The sequence below is a fragment of the uncultured Bacteroides sp. genome, assembly GCF_902491285.1.
Taxonomy (GTDB): domain Bacteria; phylum Bacteroidota; class Bacteroidia; order Bacteroidales; family Bacteroidaceae; genus Bacteroides.
Genome location: NZ_CABUHK010000002.1, coordinates 1 through 25,510 on the forward strand (window position 1 = coordinate 1; position 25,510 = coordinate 25,510).

General features: G+C 42.0%; 16 protein-coding genes. 8 read left to right on the forward strand and 8 right to left on the reverse strand.

All coding sequences use genetic code 11. The annotated features are described in order from the left end of the window. Positions 1 to 195: 195 nt before the first annotated feature. Positions 196 to 741 (forward strand): RNA polymerase sigma-70 factor, encoded by a 546-nt coding sequence (locus RDN93_RS00585; protein WP_005844272.1) that lies wholly within the window; start codon positions 196 to 198, stop codon positions 739 to 741. On the opposite strand, the gene purN is transcribed toward RDN93_RS00585, so the two are convergent. After that, the gene (purN, locus tag RDN93_RS00590) at positions 713 to 1,291 is read right to left on the reverse strand and encodes a phosphoribosylglycinamide formyltransferase (protein ID WP_032938941.1); all 579 of its coding nucleotides are present in this window, start codon (positions 1,289 to 1,291) and stop codon (positions 713 to 715) included. The genes RDN93_RS00585 and purN overlap by 29 nt on opposite strands. Positions 1,292 to 1,443: 152 nt before the next feature. Between purN and RDN93_RS00595 the strand changes: the two genes are divergently transcribed. From RDN93_RS00595 to rnc, 3 genes are read left to right on the forward strand one after another with little or no spacing between them, the layout of a single operon-like run. Next, positions 1,444 to 1,680, forward strand: a complete 237-nt coding sequence (locus RDN93_RS00595) for an acyl carrier protein (protein ID WP_005844276.1) — start codon at positions 1,444 to 1,446, stop codon at positions 1,678 to 1,680. Positions 1,681 to 1,698: 18 nt separating this feature from the next. Then, positions 1,699 to 2,964: a beta-ketoacyl-ACP synthase II gene (gene fabF / locus RDN93_RS00600; RefSeq protein ID WP_005844278.1), complete on the forward strand. Its 1,266-nt coding sequence runs from the start codon at positions 1,699 to 1,701 to the stop codon at positions 2,962 to 2,964. Between the two features lie 2 nt (positions 2,965 to 2,966). Further along, on the forward strand, positions 2,967 to 3,893 hold the full coding sequence (rnc, locus tag RDN93_RS00605; RefSeq protein WP_005850138.1) for a ribonuclease III: 927 nt from the start codon (positions 2,967 to 2,969) through the stop codon (positions 3,891 to 3,893). Positions 3,894 to 4,037: 144 nt separating this feature from the next. On the opposite strand, the gene RDN93_RS00610 is transcribed toward rnc, so the two are convergent. The 6 genes from RDN93_RS00610 to RDN93_RS00635 form a co-directional block, all read right to left on the reverse strand. Then, on the reverse strand, positions 4,038 to 5,591 hold the full coding sequence (locus tag RDN93_RS00610) for a sulfatase (protein ID WP_057098704.1): 1,554 nt from the start codon (positions 5,589 to 5,591) through the stop codon (positions 4,038 to 4,040). An 18-nt stretch (positions 5,592 to 5,609) separates the two neighbouring features. Continuing rightward, complete coding sequence (locus tag RDN93_RS00615) at positions 5,610 to 7,685, reverse strand: Sip1-related alpha-galactosidase (protein ID WP_117814738.1); 2,076 nt, start codon at positions 7,683 to 7,685, stop codon at positions 5,610 to 5,612. 6 nt (positions 7,686 to 7,691) lie between these two features. Next, on the reverse strand, positions 7,692 to 9,077 hold the full coding sequence (locus tag RDN93_RS00620; RefSeq protein WP_022508150.1) for an alpha-L-fucosidase: 1,386 nt from the start codon (positions 9,075 to 9,077) through the stop codon (positions 7,692 to 7,694). A gap of 3 nt (positions 9,078 to 9,080) precedes the next feature. Continuing rightward, positions 9,081 to 10,517, reverse strand: a complete 1,437-nt coding sequence (locus RDN93_RS00625) for a sulfatase-like hydrolase/transferase (protein WP_100262957.1) — start codon at positions 10,515 to 10,517, stop codon at positions 9,081 to 9,083. Positions 10,518 to 10,618: 101 nt separating this feature from the next. Next, entirely contained in the window at positions 10,619 to 12,532 is a 1,914-nt protein-coding gene (locus RDN93_RS00630; RefSeq protein ID WP_005844290.1) for a RagB/SusD family nutrient uptake outer membrane protein, read from the reverse strand. A 20-nt stretch (positions 12,533 to 12,552) separates the two neighbouring features. Further along, positions 12,553 to 15,807 (reverse strand): TonB-dependent receptor, encoded by a 3,255-nt coding sequence (locus tag RDN93_RS00635; RefSeq protein ID WP_057280591.1) that lies wholly within the window; start codon positions 15,805 to 15,807, stop codon positions 12,553 to 12,555. 184 nt (positions 15,808 to 15,991) lie between these two features. On the opposite strand from RDN93_RS00635, the gene RDN93_RS00640 reads away from it, so the two are divergent. After that, the gene (locus RDN93_RS00640; protein ID WP_005844294.1) at positions 15,992 to 20,065 is read left to right on the forward strand and encodes a hybrid sensor histidine kinase/response regulator transcription factor; all 4,074 of its coding nucleotides are present in this window, start codon (positions 15,992 to 15,994) and stop codon (positions 20,063 to 20,065) included. Positions 20,066 to 20,074: 9 nt separating this feature from the next. Here RDN93_RS00640 and RDN93_RS00645 read toward each other — a convergent pair whose 3' ends face one another. Continuing rightward, on the reverse strand, positions 20,075 to 21,085 hold the full coding sequence (locus tag RDN93_RS00645) for an ATP-dependent 6-phosphofructokinase (RefSeq protein ID WP_005844296.1): 1,011 nt from the start codon (positions 21,083 to 21,085) through the stop codon (positions 20,075 to 20,077). 147 nt (positions 21,086 to 21,232) lie between these two features. Here RDN93_RS00645 and RDN93_RS00650 point away from each other — a divergent pair, with 147 nt between their 5' ends. From RDN93_RS00650 to RDN93_RS00660, 3 genes are read left to right on the forward strand one after another with little or no spacing between them, the layout of a single operon-like run. Further along, complete coding sequence (locus RDN93_RS00650; RefSeq protein ID WP_008781347.1) at positions 21,233 to 22,738, forward strand: GH3 auxin-responsive promoter family protein; 1,506 nt, start codon at positions 21,233 to 21,235, stop codon at positions 22,736 to 22,738. Positions 22,739 to 22,742: 4 nt separating this feature from the next. Then, the gene (locus RDN93_RS00655) at positions 22,743 to 24,665 is read left to right on the forward strand and encodes an Ig-like domain-containing domain (RefSeq protein ID WP_032952966.1); all 1,923 of its coding nucleotides are present in this window, start codon (positions 22,743 to 22,745) and stop codon (positions 24,663 to 24,665) included. After that, the gene (locus RDN93_RS00660; RefSeq protein ID WP_005844302.1) at positions 24,662 to 25,471 is read left to right on the forward strand and encodes a DUF3108 domain-containing protein; all 810 of its coding nucleotides are present in this window, start codon (positions 24,662 to 24,664) and stop codon (positions 25,469 to 25,471) included. The genes RDN93_RS00655 and RDN93_RS00660 overlap by 4 nt, the downstream gene beginning before the upstream one ends. The last annotated feature ends 39 nt before the right edge of the window (positions 25,472 to 25,510 follow it).

Genomic DNA, 25,510 nt, shown 5'->3' on the forward strand with positions numbered 1-25,510 from the left:
TGAAAATCGAACGCTTCGTTTCGGATTCTGCGGAAATTTGGATTTGCGGATTATAAGTCGGTCAACATTATTAATACAAATATCATAACTGGGTTACTAAACAAAAACTTATATTTTTTGTATTTTATCTCATTCTTGTTTTCTTATTTTGAAATAAATACTTATGTTTGTGTAACCTTAAATTAAAAATGACCTATGAACCTTAATGATAACCGCTTAATTATTAAAACCTTGAAGTCGGGAGATCAAAAAGTATTTTCCCTGGTTTATGCTTCTTATTACAAGCCGCTATGTTTGTTTTGTTCCTCGTATGTTTCTCTTGAAGAGGCTGAAGAGATAGTGCAGGATTTGATGATGTATGTGTGGGAAAAACGTGAGTTGCTGGTAGAGGACTTGTCGCTGAAATCTTTCTTATTTACCAGTGTCAGGAACAGGGCTTTGAATTCAATCACCCGTTCCCATATTACCCGTCAGGTATATGAAGAATATCAGAGCCAACAGTTGAAATCTCTGCCGGCATTGGATTCTTGTTATGGCACGGAGTTGTTTAATACCTATATGGAAGCCCTTCATTCTCTTCCTAAAGAACTGCAAAGAGTATATGTTATGAGTCGGTATAAACAACTGACCCATAAAGAAATTGCTGACAAGCTGGAGGTGTCGGTGCAGACTGTCAATTATCGGATAGGCAAAGCTCTTCAGTTTTTTCGTATTAGATTGAAAGATTTTTGCCTAGAATAGTCGCTTCAATCACCCGAGGGAAATATTCGTATTCCAACTGGTGCACCCGTATTGCCAATGTATCTGGCGTGTCAGTGGGCAATACCGGACAGGTGGCTTGGAAAATGGTATTTCCTTCATCATATTGTTCATTTATATAATGGATGGTGATGCCGCTTTCCTTTTCATGGGAAGCTATGACAGCTTGGTGCACGCGGGAACCGTACATACCTTTACCACCGAACTTGGGAAGGAGGGCCGGATGAATATTTACTATTTTATTCGGATAATCATGCAAAATGGCATCAGGTACTTTCAAGAGGAAGCCTGCCAGTACAATAAAGTCAATATGATATTGGTGCAGTATTTCCAGTGCTTTCCCGTCGGCAAAGTCTTGGGCTGTGAGGATAAGTGACGGAACACTCAGTCTTTCAGCTCGCTTGAGTACACCGGCCTGTGCTTTGTTGACGATAACCAATGCTACTTCAGCTGTTCTTTTCTCTAAAAAATACCGAATAATTCTTTCAGCATTCGTGCCTTCTCCTGAAGCTAAAATTGCGATTTTCTTCATGATGTTCTCTATTTTGGTGCACATAAAACAAAAAAATGTGCAAAATTCTGCATTTATTTGCCTGAATATTTGCTCAGCCCAAGAAATATTTATTCCTTTGCAACCGCAAAGAAAATAAAATAATTCAATTTATTAACTAAAAAATTAAAGTTATGTCTGAAATTGCATCAAGAGTAAAAGCTATTATCGTTGATAAATTAGGTGTAGAAGAATCAGAAGTTACAACAGAAGCAAGCTTCACTAACGATCTGGGCGCAGATTCACTGGATACTGTAGAGCTGATTATGGAATTCGAAAAAGAATTCGGTATTTCTATTCCTGATGATCAGGCTGAGAAAATTGGTACAGTAGGTGACGCCGTTTCTTATATCGAAGCTAACGCTAAGTAATTATCCTTATTTTATAATATGGAATTAAAAAGAGTAGTAGTAACAGGTCTTGGTGCTCTTACTCCTGTAGGTAACAATGTTGCAGAAACATGGGACAACCTGGTGAAGGGGGTAAGCGGGGCAGGACCTATTACTCATTTCGATGCGTCTAAATTCAAGACTCATTTTGCATGCGAAGTGAAAAATTTCAATGGAACTGATTACATTGACCGTAAAGAACTTCGCAAAATGGATCTGTATACACAGTATGCCATTGCAGCTGCTAAAGAAGCGGTGGAGGATTCTGGAATGGACCTCGAAAAAGAAGATTTGAATAGAATAGGTGTAATTTACGGTGTAGGTATCGGAGGTATTCATACTTTTGAAGAGGAAGTAGCTAATTATACACTGAATAAAGATACTGTCGGACCGAAATTCAACCCATTCTTCATCCCCAAAATGATAGCTGATATTGCATCGGGACAGATCTCTATCATGTATGGTTTCCACGGTCCTAACTTCACAACAACTTCTGCCTGTGCATCTTCATCAAATGCTATTGCCGATGCATTTAACTATATCCGTTTGGGTAAAGCAAATGTAATTGTGGCAGGTGGTGCGGAAGCTGCTATTTTTGAAGCCGGTTTGGGCGGTTTTAACGCTATGCATGCTTTGTCTACCCGTAATGATGATCCGGAACGTGCATCCCGCCCGTTTAGTGCAAGCCGTGATGGCTTTGTGATGGGTGAAGGCGCAGGCTGTCTGATTTTGGAAGAATTGGAACATGCAAAAGCACGTGGTGCCAAGATTTATGCGGAACTTGCCGGTGTAGGCGCTTCTGCCGACGCTTATCACTTGACAGCTTCTCATCCGGAAGGATTAGGCGCTAAACTGGTGATGTTGAACGCATTGGAAGATGCGGAATTGAAACCGGAAGATATTGATTATATCAATGTACATGGAACTTCAACTCCTGTAGGTGATGTTTCAGAAGTGAAAGCTATCAAGGATGTATTTGGAGATCACGCTTATAAACTGAATATCAGCTCTACTAAGTCTATGACAGGACACTTGTTGGGTGCTGCCGGTGCGGTAGAAGCTATTGCCAGCGTATTGGCTGTGAAGAATGACATTGTTCCGCCCACTATCAACCATGAGGAAGGTGATAATGATGAAAACATTGATTATAACTTGAACTTCACGTTCAACGAAGCTCAGAAACGTACAGTAAACGCTGCATTGAGCAATACCTTCGGTTTTGGTGGACATAATGCATGTGTAATCGTAAAAAAATATGCTGAATAATCGTGTTTAGCAATATAAAGGATAGGATAAGACTTCTTTTTCGTAAGGATAGGGAGTCTTATCTTCGTTTTTATAAGATGCTTGGATTCTATCCCAAAGACATTAGCATCTACGAACAGGCTTTGCTTCACAAATCTTTATCAGTGAAGTCTGAAAAGGGGCGTTTGCTTAATAATGAGCGTTTGGAATTCTTGGGGGATGCTATTCTGGATGCTGTGGTGGCAGATATTGTTTACAAAAGGTTTGAAGGAAAGCGTGAGGGTTTTCTCACGAATACCCGCTCTAAAATAGTGCAGCGTGAAACATTGAATCGTTTGGCTATAGAGATTGGTTTGGATAAGCTGATCAAGTATACGGCCCGCCAGTCTTCTCATAACAGCTATATGTGCGGCAATGCATTCGAAGCATTGGTAGGTGCTATTTATCTAGACAGGGGATATCGTGCCTGTAAATATTTCATGGAGCATCGTATTATTGGGCCTTATATAAATTTGGAGAAGATTTCCCGTAAGGAGGTAAACTTTAAATCCAAGTTGATAGAATGGAGCCAGAAAAATCGTTTTGAGGTTACCTTTGAGCTGATAACCCAATCACACGATCAGGGATATAATCCGACTTTCGAGAGTGAAGTTCTGGTGGAAGGTATTTCGGGAGGAAAAGGAACCGGTTATTCTAAAAAAGAGTCTCAGCAAATGGCTGCGCGTGTGGCTTTGGGAAAAATAAAGAATGATTCCGGCTTTATTGAATGTATTTTTGCGGCTAAGACTGCCCGTGAGTTGCCTCAGGAGGAGGTAACGGTTTCTGATAGTAAGCCTTCAGACAGTGGGGCCGTTACTCCGGATCTTTCTTTGGAGGAGATTAAGAAAACGGATGTGGTCGAGCAGATAATCAGTGAAGCGGAAGAAAAGGCTTTTAAGGAAAACGCTTAGCGGATTTTATCGATATTGTTTATAATTTATTAATTGGCTATTCCGGTGGTTTTGGGTATGTCCGGCAGGAATACATAATACATTGAAATATGCCCGATTACATCAAGAAAATGTAGTCGGGCATATTTCATATACTGACGGGAATTAGATTTCATCAGGCCATGGGCAGGGTTTTCCTGTGGCTTTGAATGTGGGACGTTGTCCTCCTGTTGCTCGCAAATAGTTCCCTAATTCCTTGGAGAGCCGTTTTACGATGCCGGGATGTTGCTTTGCTACATCATTTTTTTCACTGATATCATTTGGTATGTTGAAAAGTTCTTTTTTACCGGTTTCATAATAATAGACCAGTTTCCATTCGTCTTTGCGGATAGAGCAGTCCAGATTGATGCCTGGTCCGTCATTACCCCAGATATTAGGGAAATTCCATACCAGTGCGCGTCCTTTGGACGGGTCTCCTGTACCTTTCAGCAGGGGCATAAAGCTGATACCGTCTATAGGGTTGACTGTCTTATAGTTTGTGATACCCGCCATTTCAAGTATGGTAGGATAAAAATCTTCAATTATAAGATATTTGTCACAACGAGTATTCGGGGTGACTACTCCGGGCCAGCTTACAATCATTGGTTCGCGTATTCCTCCTTCATATAAGGAGCCTTTGCCACTATTGAGAGGAGCGTTTTGAGTGTGAATTTGTCCGTCGCGCCATCCGGGTTCGGCAGCTAGCCCTCCGTTGTCACTCATAAAAATAATAACAGTATTATCTGCTTCATCATTTTTTTCCAACCAGTTCATCAAATCCCCCAGACTTTTATCCATTCCTTCAATTAAGGATGCATATGCGGCTTCTTTGTCACTAAGTCCTTTTTTAATATACTTGGGGAAGAAGCGCATATCTTTGTCAACAGGAATGTGGATGGCATAATGTGCCATATATAGATAAAAAGGTTGATTGTACTTTTTTGCTTTGTCCAATGCTTTGATGGCTTCTTGTGTCAGGGCTTCTGTTGCAAATATACCTGTTCCCCAATAATCTTCCAAGCCGGGGATGGCCATTAGTGAATAGGGCTTTCCATCGCGGGTGTGCCCGTAGTTCTGTTCGCTCAGATAAGTAGCCAGACCACCGGCGGCATGTCCGGCTATATTTACTTCAAACCCCCAATGGGTAGGGTTCTCTCCCGGTGTGTCAATAGAACCGAAATGAGCTTTTCCGCAGTGGATGGTATGATAACCGTTCTGTCTGAGTAACTCAACGAAAGAAGTGCCGACAAAGGTATTGGGCGTTCCTGTTACTTGGCTGACTCCGTTGTAGTTCCAGTCTGGCAATTCTATTGTATTGCTTGGTCTGTCGGTAGCTTTGTTTTTTTCAAGTGTCCAGTTTGTTACACGATGTCGGGTGTTGTTAGCACCCGTTATCAGACTGCAACGGGTAGCGGAACTGATATTGCAGGCGTATGCTTGTGTGAACATCATCCCTTTCTTAGCCAGACGTTCCATATTGGGAGTTTCGTAGGCTTCATTATAATGTGTTTTCTGTGTCCAGAAAGGTAAGGATGTATCTTGCCAACCCATGTCGTCCACCATAAATAAGATGATATTGGGACGTTGTTGGGTTGTTTCTGAAGACATTTTTTCTTTTGCTTGCGTCGAGATTCCTGTTAAGGAAGCGAGAGCGAAAGATACAAGTAGTTTTTTATTCATATCGGCTAGTTTTATAAGTTATTTTTCGATTACAATTTTTTTGGGGGTATCTATGGAAATACTTCTCAGTTCTTGCTTGCCGGAATTTTCTATCCATACTTTTAGTGTACCTGTACATAGTACGTTCAGCACCAAGCGGTTCTCTGTTAAAGAGATAGTTTGGACGGTGGCCGGGGACAGATATTTTTCCTGTATGCCAATGACTGCCCATCCTTTCCGTATGGGGCAGAGATGAAACAGTTTGTCTGTAAATCCGATGAGTTCGAATGTACTGCTGTCTGATAGTTCTTCTGCCTTTTGTGATTTCCAATTATAAAGCAGCACGCGTTCTTCGGGGGTGGCAGACATTTTCTCAAAACTGTTCCGAAGAGAATAATCTTCTTTTTTTATAGTGGCCTGGACTTGCTGATGCCGGGGGGAAACATTCAGGTTGTAACAGATTAATGTCATAGCTCCGTTGCCTGAGGGAGCTGCTACTCGATATGCTTTTCCACTCCATAATGGATTGGTCAGTATAGATTCCGGCATAGGTACGGCAGGAGCTTCGGGGCGGAACAGTTTGCCTTGTTTGTCAATTAAAGGAAAGATGTTTTCCTTGATAAAGTCCCCGGGGGCGTCCGACAGGTAGACCGGACCTCCGGAAATGGCCTTGGAACGTGCCATCAAAGTGCCGCAAACGGTATCGCAGGAATGAAACATATCATGGTCGGGCCATACGGTTTGTCCTAGTAGCAGGGTATTGGTATAAGACTGGAATAGATGTGATTTTGCCATATCCTCATCATATTTCTTATAGTCTATGCTGACACGGGTGCTGTTGCTGTATGACGTATGGTCGGTATTGATGACGTTCTGTGCCATACAGTTCATTAGTCCCATATTTTGCCGGTGGATCTCGGCTTCCAGGCTTCGGTTACAGTCGGTTGCCTGGCGGATACTTTCATGCCCTCCCATGTAGAGTGGCAGCGTAAAAGCTTGGTTATCTACTTTCAGAAAATCGAATCCTTGTTCTTTTAAGGTGCTGACGTAGTAGCGATAGAAGGAACGGATGCGGGTGCTGTCCGTTCCTGGCAGAAGGCTGCCGGCGTGTGGGTATAGGGCTTGTCGGACGACTTGTGGAAATCCGTTTTCGGGGGATAATCCCATCCAGTATCCCGAAAGGCTGTACCACAGTCCGATCCATTTGATTTTATTTTCTTTTTTGTATGACATGATTTTTTTCCATCCCGACGGGAAACGTTGTTTATCTGGTATGAAACCGGTCAGTTGCCTGTTCTTGTGGGCGAGATGACCGTCGTCAATCAGTACATACCGGATAGGAATGCCGGATGCCTCTATCGTTTTCATATCGTTTATTATCTTGGATTCGTTTATATCATCATGATAATGTTCCCATGTACACCAACCGAGATAGCGGAAAGCTTCGAAATATTCCTTGGCTGTGCGGCTTTTTAAGTCGGCGGCTTCTGTATTTTTCATCAGCGCTTGATAGGCTTGCCGAATGGTTGAATAAATATCTTTTCCTTGTCGGATGAGTAGAAGAGGGACTTCCGGTTTCAGATAGTCTTTTCCTAAGGTGGATACATATAGGGTGACAGAGCCGTTATCGTTTACTTGCAGCCAGCTTAAACTGTTACGGCCGGCAACAGCTTTGGCAAACAAGTATTCTCCGTTTGTCAGTTCCAGCAGTAATGCATCTCCCAACGTAGATGGGGTTGCATTGGAAGGTATTCCCGGATAGCGGGTGTCGGTTAATTCTTTTAAATCGTTGAACACCCAAGGTAGGAGCCGGTTGGTATTGTTGGGCCATTCAAAATCTCCCGGACGGGAGTCTCGGCTGAAGAAAATACCTCGGACGTACCCGGGTAACCGTACCGGACAGGCAATAGTTTGGGTTTGTCCGGGTATGGATTTCTTATAGGGTATGGGAGAAGAAATGGAAGTTAAATCAATCGTATCTGTCATTGACAAAGCGTTTGTGTTCTTGAAAGACTTTCCTTTTTCATATGTGTAATCTGTTTGCCCGAAGGATTTCGGACAAACAAATACATTGCAAATCAGGATACAAATGAATATTGCTTTATATTCTCTCATGATTTTTTATTTGAGAGTTACGTTATAGGCACTGAAATGTCTGATTTCGGGTACGGCAACGGATTGGGTTACGGTGAGGCGCAAGGCGGTGGTTTCTACCGGTTCGAAGTGTGCAATGCGTTTGTGTCCCACAGACTCGCCGGAGCACACTGTCTGCCATTTTCCGTTGACTTTCGCTTCTATCTTGTATTGGCGTATTCTTTCGCCTTTGGCAATGTCTTCTTGGATGATGCAGTAGTTGACCGGTTGTTTTTCATTCAGATTCAGCGTAAGCCGTTGCCTCCGGCCTTGGGTTTCCGCCAATGGTGTACCAAAGCGCCGGTTTATTTCTTCTCCCCATTCTTTTAAACGCTGTTCGTCACCTGCCGGCAATAGCCCATCGGGATCGGGGGTCAGCCCGATGATTAACGTAGCGTTGCGGCCCACTGATTTTTCGTACATATCCATCAACGTTGTCAATGGATAGATATTATTCTCGTCATCGGGTTCCCAAAACCATTCGTGGCGGCCGTTGGCACCACGCAGGGGGCTGTCTGCCATAGCTGGTACCCAGTATTTGCCTTCGGGATCACCTTGTTTTAATAAGGCTATTTGGTCTTTTTGGCTTTCAATACGTTTATGATGTGAACAGGGGGCCGGAAAAGTGGACCAGCAGGGGTATCCCACTGTGCCGGTTTCTGAACCTCCCCAGCGGAAATCAGCACGGTCTATGTTGTGGTAGAACAGGCAGTTGGGTTGGTATTTATTGACGATGGGTTCCACATCAGGACCGTCACCTCGTGGGTCATCGGCTCCGCCATCAAACCAAATCATATATAAATCTCCATAGCGGGTACAAAGTTCTTCCACCATTTTCTCGCAGAAGCGTTTATACCACGCCTGTCGGTTGGCGGCAAATTCTCCGTCACCGGCTACCTTGAAATTATGGATACCCAGAAGTGAATTCCACCGGATGCCTACATAGATGCCCGGCTGGATACCATACTTACGGCAGGAGTTGACAAAGTCGCGGACAATGTCTCCTTTGCCATCACGCCATTTTACAGCTTTCAGGCAGTATGGGTTTACGTCACTTTGCCACAATCCGAAGCCGGTTTCATGCGTGGCTGTGAGTACGGCGAATTTGCAGCCTGCGGCTTTAGCTGCCTGAATCCATTGGTCAGTATCCAGTTGGGTAGGATTAAATATATTATAATCTTCAATGGGGCTGATACGGTTATTGCCTTGTCCGTAGCGGATGCCGTCGAATACGTGGAGGTCATAATGAAATACGGCTCCCATTTCCGCTTCATGCCATTTCAATTGATGCGGTTTGGGTACAATGATTTCCGGTTGTGCAACACTCAGTACACAGTTCATAAGGAAGAGAAGGGATGTATATAGTATCTTCATAGGTTATAAATAATTAAAAAATGGATCTTCTGTTTTTTGCAGCCATGTTTTTAATTGGCTTTTCAATCGGTTTACCAGTTTGGGATGCTGCATAGCTATATTATTCATTTGGTAAGGGTCTGATCTCCTGTCGAATAGAATAATCTTATCTACCTTACCATCGGTTGCATGGATAGTAAACGTATGTGTAGCGGTGCGTAATCCCCGGTAGCCTGTTGCCGGATTGGATGACTGTATGTAATAATAGGGTTGGACAATGCGGTTGTTTTCTTTTCCGTAGAGGAGAACGGAAGCAAGGTCGAATGTTTGTACTTCTTCCGGTATTTGTTGCTGAAAGCCCATGATGGAAAGCAGGGTCGGATACAAGTCGGCAAAAGCTATCATGGTTGTTCGGTCGGTTTTCGGCTTTATTTTTTCCGGCCATGAGATAAGGACTGGAATTCGCATGGATTCCTCATAAAAGATATCTTTTCCGGCTTGTTCATGAGCCCCCATGCAGATGCCGTGGTCAGAAGTGAATACTACAATAGTATTTTTAAATAAACCCAAACGTTTCAATTCGTTGATTATCCGACCTATATTTTCATCGACTCCGGTCATGCAGGCATAGTAATTGCGGATATTGTTGCGGAAATAGTCGCCCATTTCAGTGCCTTTGGCGGGAATGTCGGGACGGTTGGCACATAATGCCTCTACATTCAGGTTTTTATACATCTCCTTGTATCGGTCGGGCACCAACTCGTAACCGGTGTGTGGAGGGTTCATGGATACGACTAAGGCAAATGGCTGCGTTTTATCTATATGCCCGTTGAGGTACTCAATCGCTTTGTCGGCTTCATACTCCGGTCCCCATTGATTGACATAATAAAAACTGTCCCGGGGAGCGTCAGTGTCCCAGTACATGGGTTTTAAATGGTAGTCGTAAGTGCCATAAGCGGTCCAATAGTCAAAACCGTGCCGGCGTTCTTTTGGACACCATTCGTTCCAAGCAACTGCACCATGGTTGTTGTAAGTATCTATGTATGGTTCATGAGGAGCATCCAGATGCCATTTGCCGATATATCCTGTTTGGTATCCATTGGCTTTAAGTATATCACTCCAGCAGCGTGCATCTTGTGGAAGTTCTACTCCATAAGGAGCGTTGGCAGAATTGCAATTGCCTGTTACTTTGTTCTTATGCGGATACATGCCTGTCATCAACATGCCTCGTGCCGGTGAAGATACGGGATAGCTGCTGACAGCATTGGTGAAATTCACACCTTCACGGGCCAGTTGGTCCAGGCAAGGTGTTTTGACAGGTTCTTTTCCGAGACAACCTAAAGCATCTCCTCTCCATTGATCTGCCATGATGAAGACCAGGTTAGGTTTTTCTTGAGCTTGTAAATAGATAGAAGTCAAGAACGGAAAGATGAAAAATGTTTTTTTAGAGAAAAATTTCATATTAATTCGGTATGATATTGGTAAAGGGTGTGTTCAAAGGTACAATAAGAATACATTGTAACGAATTAAACTACACCCTTTTTGAGTTATTTTATCTAAACCTATTGCAGAGCATATTGATTGGCACCGACAGGCCAGCCTGGATTTTGATAAACAACGGAAGTGGAAATATCGCCTCCTTTCTCAGGGGTTGAAAGACGGAATACGTCATAAGAGATAGGGGTCAGGTAATTCGCTTCTTCAAAGTTGTAGCCATTGTTGGTAATGATCAGTTCGTTGGCAAAATGCGGACGTAAATATTTAGAATTACTAACCACTAAGCCGGCAGCCAATTGTTTCACATAGTAAGGCTCTTTTTGATACTCTTGCCAATTGAATCCTTCTGTTTGATAGTTTTTCATTTTATCTAGTGAACGCCAGCGTAAAAGATCATCTTTACGCATGCCTTCTGCTATAAATTCGCAACGTCGTTCACGGCGGATATTATATAAAGTTTTGTCTATCATCTGACTTCCGGACCAAACAGCCAGATCGTTTTCTTTACTTAGATCTGTTGCATCGATAGTTTTTTGGAAGTTTTCTGATACGCCGGCACGCTTTCTCAAAGCTCTCCAGTATTTTTTGCTATAATCATCTAGATTTTTGTTTTTCATATAGTCAGCTTCCATATAGTTGAGATATGCTTCGCTGGCGCGGAATATCATATAAGCCAAAGGTGAATTATCCGCTGGAGCTACATTGCTGTCTCTCCATCCTTTACGAACTAAATATCCTGTAGCTGTTCTGCTTAAGTTTTGATAAGCTTGTAGTAGATTTGCATAGACCATTCTTCCGTCTTGGTCCATATTACCACCTCTCCAAACCATATCACCCGGTTTGAAAGTTGATTCTACAAGGCGTAAATCACGATTCTCCATTACATCGGGGATACTTTTGTCGCCTTTGTATTCTGTATTTTCTGGTGCATAAATAGGCAGGCCATTGGTAGTTAGGAAAGTTTCAACCATGGATCGTGTATAACCTCCACCTTGTCCCACACAGCCTTCACCGTTTTCATTGTATATGCTATGATAATTGCCTTCTACTAAGCTATTCACTTTGGCATCCGCACTATACATACGCCATAATAATACCTCTTTGTTGGAAGAAAGATCATATTGATTGAACATATTCATATAATCTTCTATTTTATCAGAGATTTGTATTGCTTCTGCCACTTCTTTGGCAGATGCCATCGCTTCAGTCAGGAAGAAATCTATTTCAGTATTAAGGTTGCCATTGAAAGTACCGCCCGGCCAGCCCGGACCACCTGGTACTCGTGCGGTTCCTTGATGGTAGGTTTCCCAACTTGCTTCATACAGGGCTACACGTGATTTAAATAGATAGGCACACTCTCTGTTCAGACGGTGATTGGTCAGATTATTACTGCGCGGTAATAATCGGGCAATGGCTTCGTTCAGGTCTTCTAGAATAAATCGGGCCACTTCATTACGTGGCTTACGTTTGTTTGCTTCCACATTGGCGGCATAATCATCTGCGCTAAGTTCTGATTTGATAATGGGAAAATCTCCGAATTTCCTCAAATATTCGAAATAGATGTAAGCTCTGAAGAAGTAAATCTCACCGATATATTGCTGAGTTTCGCGGGTATCTTCCAGTTCCCCTTTTTGGATATTTTCCAAAGCGTAATATAACAATCGGTTACAGTCGCGCAAATGTCCTTGCCGATTATAACTTCCTGTGGCGGCAACTTTGATACGTTGCGGTAGAAAGAAATCTACAGGATCTGTTCCTGCTTGGTTATCACTGGTTTGATCGTTGGTAAAAAGATTGGTGTCTTTGAAATCGGGCAATAGTTCGTATTTCTTGTTACAATAAGCCTGCAATTGGCTTGGTTCTGTGAAAAAACCTTCATTCACATTGTCTGTCAATGGTTCTCTATCTAGAAAATCGTTACATGAGCTTATAGCGAATGAAGTTGCTATTATAGGGAGTATGATGTATTTTAATTTCATGATTATGATTTATTTAAAGTTTATAATGTAATATTAATTCCACATGATAGAGTATAGCTTAACGGATAACTCATACCGTTTTGGTAAATTAGTTCTGGATCAAAATTTTTACTCATCTTGGTACCAGTCCATAAATTATCTCCGGAGAAGAATAGTCGTACTTTCTCCAGGTTAGCTTTTTGTATCCATGCTTTAGGCAACGTGTAACCTATTTGTATGTTTTTCAAGCGGATGTAAGCTGCATTCTGCAAGTAACGACTTTGTACCTGCTGGTTTTGTTTACTTCCAATAATGGGGCGCGGATAATAAGCATTGAGATTTGCTCCCATTTCATCTCCTTCAGGACGGAAGTAATCCATGTGTTCTTCGTATCCGGTGGAATCCCATTGCCCCCCGTTGATACCCCAGAAAATCATACCTTTAGAATAAGCGGTTCTGTCGTCGCCTCCTACCCAAACGTCACGTTTGGCTACGCCCTGGAACATTAGATTGATATCAAATCCTTTATAGTCAGCTCCTAATGAGAAGCCAAAACGAAAGCGGGGTGTGTAATTTCCAATAATGGTTAAATCTTTCGGATCAGTGGCAGACGTACCTTTTTCTATGGCAGGATTGTCATCCAGGTTAGCGTACATGATATCACCGGCTTTCCAAATATTGTTTCCTACATTGGGTAATTTGCTTTGGTCATGTTGGGCTATCCATGATTGCATTTCTTCATCGGTTTTTGCTATGCCTACTGTTTTGAATCCCCATATTTCGCCTAATTTTTTCCCTTTCCAATAATTTTCAATGGTGTTTCCGTCTTCATCTTTGGTGTAAAATGTTTTATCAGGATTGGGATATTCTGTTACTTCTGTTTGAGCATCAGATAGATTGAAAGAAGCATGATACCCTACTTTACCAATTCTGTCCTGCCAAGTTAGTTGTAATTCCCAGCCTTTGGTTCGTAAAGAGGTATTATTCATTTTGGGAGCTGATGCTCCTACTAATGGAGTTATTTCTTCGGCAGGTCCTACCATGTCTTTGGTATCACGAATGTAGTATTCAACGTATCCGTTCAGACGATTGTTAAATGCACCAAAGTCAAGTCCTGCATTATAGCTGGTGACACGTTCCCATGTGAGCAAGGAACTGACGAGACCGGGGGAAGATGCTATATTGGACTTGTTGGCTAAGTCAAGCAGCCAGCGTCCGCCGGCATCTACGCTACCTACAGTTATATTTTGAATAGAATAAGTAGGATAATAATTATCTGTATTCTGATTGCCTAGGCTACCGTAAGAAAAACGTAGTTTTAACAGGTTGACATATGCTTCTGCCGGACTCCAGAATGCTTCGCGGGCGATGTTCCAACCTATAGAAACAGAGGGAAATGTGCCCCATCGTTGGTTACCGCGGAAGCGTGAAGTCCCATCGCGACGAATGTTTCCTTCTAATAGGTATCGTCCTTCGTAGTCATAATTTAAACGGGCAAAATATCCCATTGTAGCCCATTCTTTTGAGGAGCCTTTCAAATCACTTGTACCAGTGGCCGTATTGATACTGGGGACATTTTCGTTGATGACATCATAGCGTTTGCCGATTAATTCGTTGATGTAATAATATTCGGTATTCATACCTGCTGTAACTTTGAAATTGTGCTTGTTCCAGGAATATTCATAATCTGCATATAGTGAAGTTGTCATCATGGAAGTTTGCTGTGTTTGACTTTGCACAAATGTCTTTCCTGCTGCTAAATCGGGGTCTCCTCCTAACCATGCTTCTTCCACGGGTTGGTTGTCACGGGTATAGAGATAGACTTTATTTACATTATATTGGTGGCGGTAGCTTTCTGTCCGTAGAGTCGCCTGTCCGTGAATACCTAATCCTTTTAATGGAGTCAGATGGAAACCTCCGGAAGTGAAGTAGGTGTCTTTACTGCTGTTTGAACGCCCTCCAGAAGTTAATTGCATTAATTTAGGATTACGTGTATAGTGTCCGTTGTTGTCATAGAGAGGCATCATGGGATATAATTTGGTCGTTTCTGCAAAGAAACGATCGCCATAGAGTTTCACAAAAGTTGGCATTTCTATATCTGAACGTATAAAACGAGCGTTAAAATCTAAACTTAGCCATTTGGTGACTTGTCCTGTTACCTTTCCACTGATGTTATAACGTTTTTTGTTTTCGTCAGAGTAATTCATCTGTCCGTTTTGAGAAAGGAAAGCTCCCGATAGATAGTATTTAACTTTCTCACCTCCTCCGGAGATACTTAGATTATGTTCTTGTCCGAAAGATGTTTTGTCAATGAAGTTTCTTGGCCAGTTTTGATTATCATTGGAAGCGACGTTGAAAGGGAAAAAATTGTTTCCTTGTGAACCATTGGGGTCTGAGGTGTATGGGTATTCACTCGCCATGTATTTCTGAATGCGGTCTATCGTATCATCAGTGAAAATAAAAGTGGTGCCGCTTCCTGAATTTTTTTGTGCTGCATTGAAATACTTGGCAAAGCGGTAGGAGTCGAGCATGTCAGGAATGTTGGTGGGGCGTGACCATCTGAAATTGTTTGAATACTGAATGGTGGCTTTTCCTGCTTCTCCTGATTTGGTTGTAACCAAGATTACGCCAAATGGAGCGCGTGAACCGTAAATGGCAGATGCGGCAGCATCTTTTAACACGGAAATGTTAGCGATATCCTGCGGATTTAACGAGTTTATGTCTCCTTCGGCTCCATCAATTAAAACTAAAGGTGAGGCACTGGATCCGGTATTCAAATTTCCTGTTCCACGAATATTCATGGTGGGATTATAGTCTAATCGTCCACCTTTGTCATTCATGTCAATGTTCAATCCTGGCATCACTCCTTGAAGAGCTTGTGAAACTGAAGTGACAGGACGTGATTCCAGTGTTTTTTTATCCACGGTAGCAACTGCTCCTGTTAAGTTCACTTTCTTTTGCGTACCAAAGCCTACTACCACAACTTCGTCCAGCGTTTGCGTATCTTCCGCTAAAGAGATTTGATAAAAAGTTTGGTTGCCATTGATTGTAAATTCTTGGGGGGTATACCCGATAAAGGAAACAATTAGCACACTGCTTTTTGAGGCTTGGATTGTGAATTTTCCATCCAGATCAGTAACCGTTCCGTTGGTAGTACCTTTGACAACTACACTAGCACCGATAATGGGCTCATTGAGCTTTTTATCCGTGACTACACCGGTGATGCTGAATTGCTGGGCGTACAGGAATGTACAGTTGCAAAGCAATATCAAAAATAGAATTGAGATTTTTTTCATGCTTCTCTGTTTTTTAATTAGACATTAGGTTAATACATTGCAAATGTATGTTAATCAGTGATGTGGCTTAATACACGTTCATTTCATTCAGCATGCATGTTTAATGCATCTCTATATTTTTTGGTGAATCTTTGTTGTTATCTCTTTTTTATTTTATTCCTTTGCTACAGGTAATGAATTAAATATGAACCTTAAAATCTTATCACTGGTTATAATTGGAGTATGTATATTGCTGCCGGATGTGTGCTATGCTTTTTTAAGCAAAGATGTGCATCTGCTCAATATGCAAAACGGATTGGCCGACAATACCGTATCTGCTGTTTATAAGGATAAAGAAGGCTTCATTTGGTTTGGAACCCGAAACGGGTTGAGCCGTTATGACGGTAGGCGGATTACAAATTTTGAAAGGAGTAGGAGTTATCCTAGTATTTCAAACTTAAAGGAGGTTTTTGACGGGGTGCTGGCATTTGTGGATAATGGTGTCTTTTCTGCATTTGATTTGAAAAAAGAACGGTTTTTGTCTGTGGTTTCTTCTTCGGGACAGGGTATTCCATCTCGAGGGATGTTGCAGAGGAATGATTCGTTGGTTTGGGTGATTTCCGGGAGTGAGCTGCATTTAATGAAGCGGTGCGCATCAAAAGAGGGTGAGCTTCGGCTCCGGGTTCAAGAAAAATATACAGGCTGGAATAACCAGGATAATCTTTTGGTTGCCATCACTTATTCTTCGGATAAAAAAAGTATCTGTCTGATTGATGAAAAAGGTAGAATTATCTTGCTGGATGCGACAAACCTGAATTCCTTTCGGGTGATTGACCTGGGGCGTACCGGTAGTCTGTCTGTAAATTCTGTTTTGTATGATGATGGTCGGATATGGATTTCTACAATTGCTCATGGGGTTATTTATTACAATGAACGAACCGGGAAAATCAAGCAGTTGACTTATCATGTGGCTCCGGTATCCGACAGACTTTCTCATACAGATGTTTTCGGTGTTATCAGATTAAATGAGAATAAATATCTGGCCGTAACGTGGAATGGATATACGGTGATGACAATAGATAAAAATAATCAGGACGAGATATTGACAGAAGTTTATAGTAACACTTCTTCTTTGATGTACCGCAATCTTGAAACGAGGATGATTGCGGCTTATTACGATTCACATGGTATTCTGTGGATTGGTACGGATGGTGGAGGAGTTATCTGGTCGGATTTGCGTATGCAGTTTTATAATTGTTTTTATCAGGACAGGCATAATGAGATTTGTTCTATTGTAGCGGATGACGATCATTATCTTTGGTTGGCAACATACCATAAAGGAATTATGCGGAGCCGGACAGCGTTTGGTACTTCGGAAAAAACAGACTTCTTTCAAGTAGGAGATCAAGATGTGAAAAAACAACAGACAGTGTTGTGCAGTCTGAAAGATGAGAAAGGGAATTTATGGTTTGGGAATTCAGATGGTTCATTGACCTGTTATTATAAAAAAGAACGCTCATTCAAGATATTGCGATTGATCACGGAAGATGGTGACCTTAACAAATCATCTGTCTGGGCCTTATTTCTTGATAGCAAAGGCCGTTTTTGGATTGGTACACATAAAGGACTTTGGTTATTCGACCGTGAAACGAACAGGGGTAAGAAGATACATTTCAAAGTATCCGGATTACAGAACTTGTCTCCTCTTTATATTCGTGCTATGGCTGAAACCGACGATCATACGCTTTGGCTGGGCACTGCGAATTATGGTATATGTAAAGTGATAAATGAAAAAGAACTGCAGACCGGCTATGAAAAGAAGTATGGTATGGCTGAGAATTCCGTTCGTTCATTATTAGCTTCGTCTGATGGTAATCTGTATGTCGGATACATGGCCGGTCTGGCAGTTTTCTCTCCCGGACAGGATGCGATAACTCATGTATATACTACCCGGGATGGATTGTGCAGTAACTTTATTGGTTGCATGACTGAGGATGCGGACGGGCAAATCTGGTTGGGCTCTAATTCAGGTATTTCCCGTTATAGCCGTCATCAGCATTTGTTTTATAATTATTACATTGCAGGCAGTAACCGTTCTGTCCTGCATTGGGAGGATGTCCTGTTTTGGGGAAATAATAAAAATCTTACTTATTTTAACCCCGATGACATTAAAGCGTTTACCACTTCCGAATCTGTCGTGATTACCGGATTGGAGGTAAATAATAAACCTGTAGAGATAGGAAGAGAGGTCAATGGGCAGACCATTCTTTCACAAAGTATTTTCTATACGCCTTTTGTCCGGTTGAATCATGCGAATCGTGACTTTGCGCTGACGTTCAATAACCTTTCTTATTCTGAAAGCCAGCAGAAGTATAGTTACAGGCTTCGTCCTTATCAGCCTGGTTGGCTTGTGGCCAACGGAGGGGAAAAAGTTTCGTATGCTAACCTTCCTGCCGGGGAATATGTTTTTGAGGTGAAAAATATTTATCCGGATGAAAGAGACAGTAAAATAACCTCGTTGAGAGTAGAGATTTTGCCTCATTGGAGTGAAACTTTCTTTTTCCGCTTCTGTATGATGGTGCTGGGAGGGATAATAGTTTATATGGTTATGCAGCGTATTAAATTACGGCAAAAGAGGTTGGAGCACGAGTTGCGCTTGGAACATGAGATATTTGCTGCTACTGTAGAGCGTGACAAGGAGAAGCAGATTCGGATGGAACGCGAGAATTTCTTTACGAATGCAGCTCACGAGTTGCGTACACCTTTAACTTTAATCTTATCTCCCCTGCAGGAATTGTTAGGAACCGTCCGCCCTTCAGACACCGTCTATACTAAACTGGCTGCCATGTATCGCAATGGAACCTCTTTGCAGACATTGGTCGATCATTTGCTTTATGTGCAGAAGATTGAAGCAGGTATGATTAAACTCCGGATTTCGAAAGTCGATATAGTGGTATTGGCAAAGCAGATAACCGATCCTTTTCATGAACTGGCAGAAACAGAAGGGATTAACTTTACGGTTGAATCGCTGAATGAGCCACTTTTGCTATGGATAGACGTGGAAAAAATAAGTTCGGCTATCCGTAATTTATTATCTAATGCGTTTAAGTATACATCTCCGAATGGAAAGGTGATTTTTAAGATGAACCGTATCGAGATAGATGGATATTCATTTTGCAGTATAATCATATCGGATACAGGTAAAGGAATACCGGAAGAGTTACGGGGGAGGATTTTTGAATCATTTATTACCGGAGAAAATACACCTTTGTTTTCTAATAAGGTAGGTATAGGCTTGCGTATTGTTAAAAATACGATGGATCTTCATCATGGCACGGTGAATTTGGACAGTACTCTCGGAAAGGGTAGCACTTTCACATTATTGATTCCTGAGGGAAATGCACATTTTGCAGAGGACCGGTATGAGATTGTTGGTGCTCCGGAGATGGAGGAATATGCTCTTCCGTTACCGGTAATGCAGGCGGAAGGGCAGGAAGACAAGCCTTCGAATAAAAAAACATCTCTTCTTGTTATTGAGGACAATGAGGAAATCCGGCATTATGTCTGTTCTTTATTCTGTAAAGATTATGCCGTATATGAGGCGGCAAACGGTGAAGAGGGGGTTGATGTGGCAATGAGTAAAATTCCGGATTTGATTATTTCTGATATAATGATGCCTGTAAAAGATGGGTTTACCTGTTGCCGGGAATTGCGTGAGCAGCCTCGGACAGCACATATCCCTATTTTGATGCTGACGGCAAAGGCTGAGGATGCGGATGTGTTGCAGGCTTCAAAAATAGGTGTGGATGATTATATGATGAAACCCTTCAATCCGGAGGTATTGAAGGCAAAAGTCCGGAACCTGATACTCCAGCGGGAACGCCTGAAGAGGATATATACAAAGACGTTGATGTTGAAGCAGCAGGAAAGTGAACCGGAAGCGGATGGGAATAATGCTCCGGATGATTTTATACAGCAAATTATTCATGTCATAGAAGCTAATCTGGCGAATGAGAACTTTAATGTAAAAATGTTGGCGGAGCAATTGAATATGAGTCAGCCTACTCTTTATAGAAAAATAAAGCAACGTAGCGAACTGGCTGCTATTGATATGATTCGGAGTGTACGGATGAGCAAGGCTGCCTCCCTTATTATGGAGAACAGGTATTCCATTCAGGAAATAGCCGAAATGGTAGGATATAGTGATACACGTACGCTCCGAAAGCATTTTACCGAGCAATTCGGAGTGTCTCCATCCAAGTATATGGAAAAGGATTGAATCTGCTTCTTATCCGAAGCAGATTCCCATCCGTTTGCCTTGTACAATCAGGTCATGGTTCTCATTGACAAGTTTTAATTTACCAGCCACTTCATTCAGAGGGATGGAGCCAATTTCCGCACCTTGCAGAGAGACCATTCGTCCGAATTGTCCGGAAGCAATCAGTTCTGTGGCATGTCCACCCATACGAGTGGCCAGATTACGGTCGTAGGGAGTAGGAGAGCCGCCACGCTGGATATATCCCAGTACAGTTTCACGGGTCTCGAATCCGGTTTCATATTCTATTTCTTGGGCTATATATTCGGCGGCTTTTTTGCCGTCCATGGTTTTGATGCCTTCTGCGACAACAACAATGGAATAGGGCTTCCCTTTTTTCAAGCGTTCAATGATGGTATTGCCTATATTATGAATATCATAAGACAGTTCCGGAATAAGAATCACGTCACCGCCTCCCGCCATTCCGGAATAAAGTGCAATCCAGCCAGCTTTATGTCCCATCACTTCAATAACCATGACACGTTGGTGTGAACTGGCTGTAGAATGCAGCCGGTCAATGGCATCGGTAGCAATGGTCACGGCAGAATCGAATCCGAATGAAACGTCTGTTCCCCAAACATCGTTATCTATTGTTTTAGGTACAGAAACAACGTTCACACCTGCTTGGGCCAGTTTGGCTGCGGTCTTTTGGGTTCCGTTTCCGCCGATACATACGATACAGTCCAGACCTAGATCATGGATATTCTTTAACATCAAAGCCGGTTTGTCCTCCGAGGCTGCCGACAGGCGTTTCTTGAATGGCTTTTCTCTGGAAGTGCCTAGTATTGTCCCTCCCAGATTTAACAAGCCCGATAATGATTTTTCTGTCAATGGTTCTACGTCATTGTCCAGCAATCCCCGGAATCCGCTATGAATTCCATAAACTTCCATACCGTAATGATTTATCGCTGTTTTGCAAACTCCTCTAATTGTGGCGTTTATTCCTGGACAGTCTCCTCCTGATGTCAATATTCCTATCTTCATAGCCTTTGATGTTAAGTTGTAAGCGACCGTAAAGATAACAAAAAATAAAAGTAATGTAGAAAACTATAAAAAAAATAATGTTATCAGCCATTATAATATAGAAATAAGCTATTTTTGCAAGATATAACGAATCGTATACTAAGACAAATGAATTCTACCAGATTAATTAGTACGCTATTCAAGCCCAGACAAAAAGCGACAGCCTTGTATGCAACTCAGGCTGAGGCGCTCCAACATAAAGTGTTTTGCCGGCTGATGAAGGATGCGGCCCATACGGAGTGGGGATTGAAATATGGCTATAAAGACATAAAGAGATATCAAGACTTTCAACGTGTACCTATACAGACTTACGAAGAAATCAAGCCATACGTGGAACGGATGCGTCATGGAGAGAAAGATGTCCTGTGGCGTGGAGAAGTGCAGTGGTTTGCCAAATCTTCAGGAACAACTAATGACAAAAGTAAGTTTATTCCTGTCAGCAGGGAGGGACTTCATGATATTCATTATGCGGGTGGTATGGATGCAGTGGCGCTGTATCTCCAACAAAATCCTGAGAGTCGTTTTTTCTCTGGAAAAGGTCTGATTCTTGGAGGAAGCCATGCACCAAACTATAATGTGAAACGAAGTCTTGTAGGAGACCTTTCTGCCATATTGATTGAAAATGTGAATCCGTTGGTCAATCTGATTCGGGTGCCCGATAAAAAGATTGCGTTGCTGAGTGATTTCGAGGAAAAAGTAGAAAGGATTACTCGTGCCACAATGAATCAGAATGTGACCAATCTTTCAGGAGTGCCGTCATGGATGATGGCTGTACTGAAACATATTCTGGAAGTGAAGGGAACGGATAATTTGGCGGAAGTATGGCCTGATTTGGAAGTTTTTTTTCATGGAGGGGTTGCTTTTACTCCTTATCGCGAACAATATAAACAGCTTATTCGTAGCGACAAGATGCATTATATGGAAACATACAATGCCAGTGAAGGTTTTTTCGGATTACAAAATGATTTCAGTGATCCTTCCATGTTACTGATGATTGACTATGGGGTATTTTATGAATTTATTCCGATGGAAGATGTCGGTACTGAAAATCCTCATATTGTTCCGTTAACAGATGTGGAGTTGAATAAAAATTATGCGATGGTCATCAGTACTTCCTGCGGATTGTGGCGTTATATGATTGGTGATACCGTGAAGTTCACCAACAAACACCCCTATAAATTTGTTATAACAGGGCGTACCAAGCACTTTATTAATGCATTTGGTGAGGAGTTGATGGTGGATAATGCGGAACAAGGGTTGGCAAAAGCCTGCGAGGCGACCGGTGCACAGATTATTGATTATTCTGCTGCTCCTGTTTTCATGGATGCACATGCCAAGTGCCGTCATCAGTGGCTGATAGAATTTGCCGTTATGCCGGATTCTTTAGAGAATTTTAGTCGGGTTCTTGACACTTCTTTACAACAAATTAACTCCGATTACGAAGCTAAACGCCATAAAAACATTACCTTGCAGCCGTTGGAAATAATCGTGGCGAGACCTAATCTGTTCCACGATTGGCTGAAAGAAAAAGGCAAATTAGGCGGACAGCACAAAGTGCCGAGATTGAGCAATACGCGTGATTATATAGAAGAAATGCTAAGCTTGAACCAATAAGAACATGAATTGGAAAAAACATAAATTACCTGCTTTGTTGATGCTGATGATCGTGGTGTATTCCTGCGCAAGCATGGGAACACCGGATGGAGGTCCGTATGATGAGGAGCCGCCCAAGTTTATCAGAAGCTCTCCCAAGCCGTATGCAACAAACAATAAGAATAAGAAGATTGCCATTGAATTTGATGAGTTCATCAAATTAGAGAAAACATCGGAGAAGGTGGTAGTGTCTCCTCCTCAATTGGAACAACCTGATATTAAGGCAAGCGGCAGAAGAGTATTGGTTAACCTCATGGACTCATTGAAGCCCAATACCACTTATACCATTGATTTTTCGGATGCCATTGTGGATAACAATGAGGGTAATCCGCTAGGTAATTATGCTTTTTCTTTTTCTACGGGAGAAGCCATTGATACACTGGAAGTTTCCGGAAATGTATTGGCTGCTGCTGATTTGGAACCTGTCAAAGGTATGATGGTGGGATTGCATGCAGATCTGAGCGATAGCGCTTTTGTCAAGAAACCGTTTGACCGTGTATCCCGTACTGATAGCCGAGGGCGTTTTACCATCCGCGGTATCGCACCTGGTAAATATCATATCTTTGGTTTGATGGATGGTAACCAGAATTATTTGTATGACTCCAAGACCGAGATGATTGCTTTTTGTGATTCTATTATTATTCCTTCCATGGAGGCTGCTGTGCGTCAGGATACGTTGTGGAAGGATACAGCGACTATCGATACGATTAAAACAGTGGGGTATACCCGTTTTCTGCCGGATAATATTGTTCTAAGAGCATTTAAGGGAATAAATAACCGCCAGTATCTGTCCAAGAGCGAGCGTGATAAAGAGAATCATTTTATATTATCTTTCAGTGCGCCGGCCGATACGTTGCCTGTTTTGAAAGGATTGAACTTTGATGAGAAGGATGCGTTTATTATAGAAACGACTCCACGAAACGACTCAATTTGTTATTGGATCAAGGATTCGTTGGTTTATCAGATGGATACGCTGGAGGTTCAGTTGGATTATTTATATACGGATACACTAAACCGGTTGGTTCCCAAAACCGATACCATTTATCTGGCTAATAAACTGACAAGAGAGCAACGGGAAAAATTGCAGAAAAAAGCGAATGAGGAAAAGGAGAAGGAACGTAAAAAAAGGGAGAAAAAAGGAGATACCATCAGGGTGGAACCAACTAAATTCCTGACTATGAACGTCGATGCTCCGTCAGCATTCGATATATACAGGAATATCTATCTATCTTTTGAAGAACCTGTGGCAAGCATAGACACGGCGGCCATTCATATGGAAGTAAAGGTGGATAGTGTGTGGCAACCGGCTCCTTTCTTCTTTATGGCAGACTCGTTGATGCCACGTCAATATCAGATATTGGCAGATTGGCAACCGGAGCAGGAATATCAGTTGACTATTGATTCTTTGGCGTTTATTGGTATTTATGGGCTGCATACGGACAAAGTCCAGCAAACGGTGAAAGTGAAAAAAATGGACGAGTACGGAACTATCTTGTTGAATATAAAAGGAACTGCTCCCCATGCTGTTGCCGAGTTGTTGGATGCGAATGGAAATGTATTGCGCCAACAACCGGTAACGGAGGAAGGAACGGCGGACTTCTATTTCTTGAATCCGAGTACGAAATATTATATACGTTTGTTTAACGACCATAATAATAACGGAGTTTGGGATACGGGAGATTATGATAAGAAGATTCAGCCTGAAGAGGTTTTCTATTTCCCGAAAGTTTGGGAAATGAAAGCTAACTTTGAATTTGAAGAGAATTGGGATGTGAATGCTATTCCTATAGACAAGCAAAAGCTGGATGAAATAAAGAAACAAAAACCGGAAGAGACCAAAAAGGTGCAAGATAGAAATAAAGAAAGAGCTAGAAAACTAGGCCGATGAAAAAAACTATTCTCATATTATTGTGCGGCTGGTTTGCCATTATGGCAACCAGGGCGCAATGTGCGGCACAAAACGAAGCTATCCAGGCAGGTGAAGAATTAGTGTACGATTTAAAGTTTAACTGGAAATTCATTTGGGTTGCTGCCGGACAGGCAAAAATGGACATGCAGGCTATTACTTATCAGGGGAAACCTTGTTTTCGTAGTAACTTGATTTCTGTCAGTAACAGACAAGTTGATTTCTTTTTTAAGATGCGTGATACATTGACTTGTATTACCAGCAGTCGTCTGGAACCTGTTTATTTTCGTAAAGGAGCCGAAGAGGGCGACCGCTATACGGTGGACGAAGTATGGTTCAGTTATAAAAACGGGAAATGTATTGCCGATCAGCGTCGTATGAGGAGGGAACGGGATACGGTGAAATCGAAAGACCAAAGTGATGAGTGTATTTTTGATATGCTGAGCATATTGATGAGGGCACGTTCATTTGATGTAAGTGACTATAAAGTCGGCGATAAAATATTGTTTGATATGGCTACAGGTACTAAAGTAGAGCAGCAAACATTGATTTATCGTGGCCGGAAGAATTTTAAGGCGGAGAATGGTGTGAAATACCGTTGTTTGGTCTTTTCCTTGGTAGAGTATAAAAAAGGAAAAGAAAAAGAGGTAATAACCTTTTATGTAACTGATGATAAAAACCATTTGCCGGTGCGTTTGGATTTATATTTGAATTTTGGTTCGGCAAAAGCATTTCTGAGAGAGATAAAGGGGAACCGTCATCCTCTAACTTCCATTATAGAAAAGTAGCGGTTTGTCTTGATATAGTAATACCGCCGGGCCTTGGCA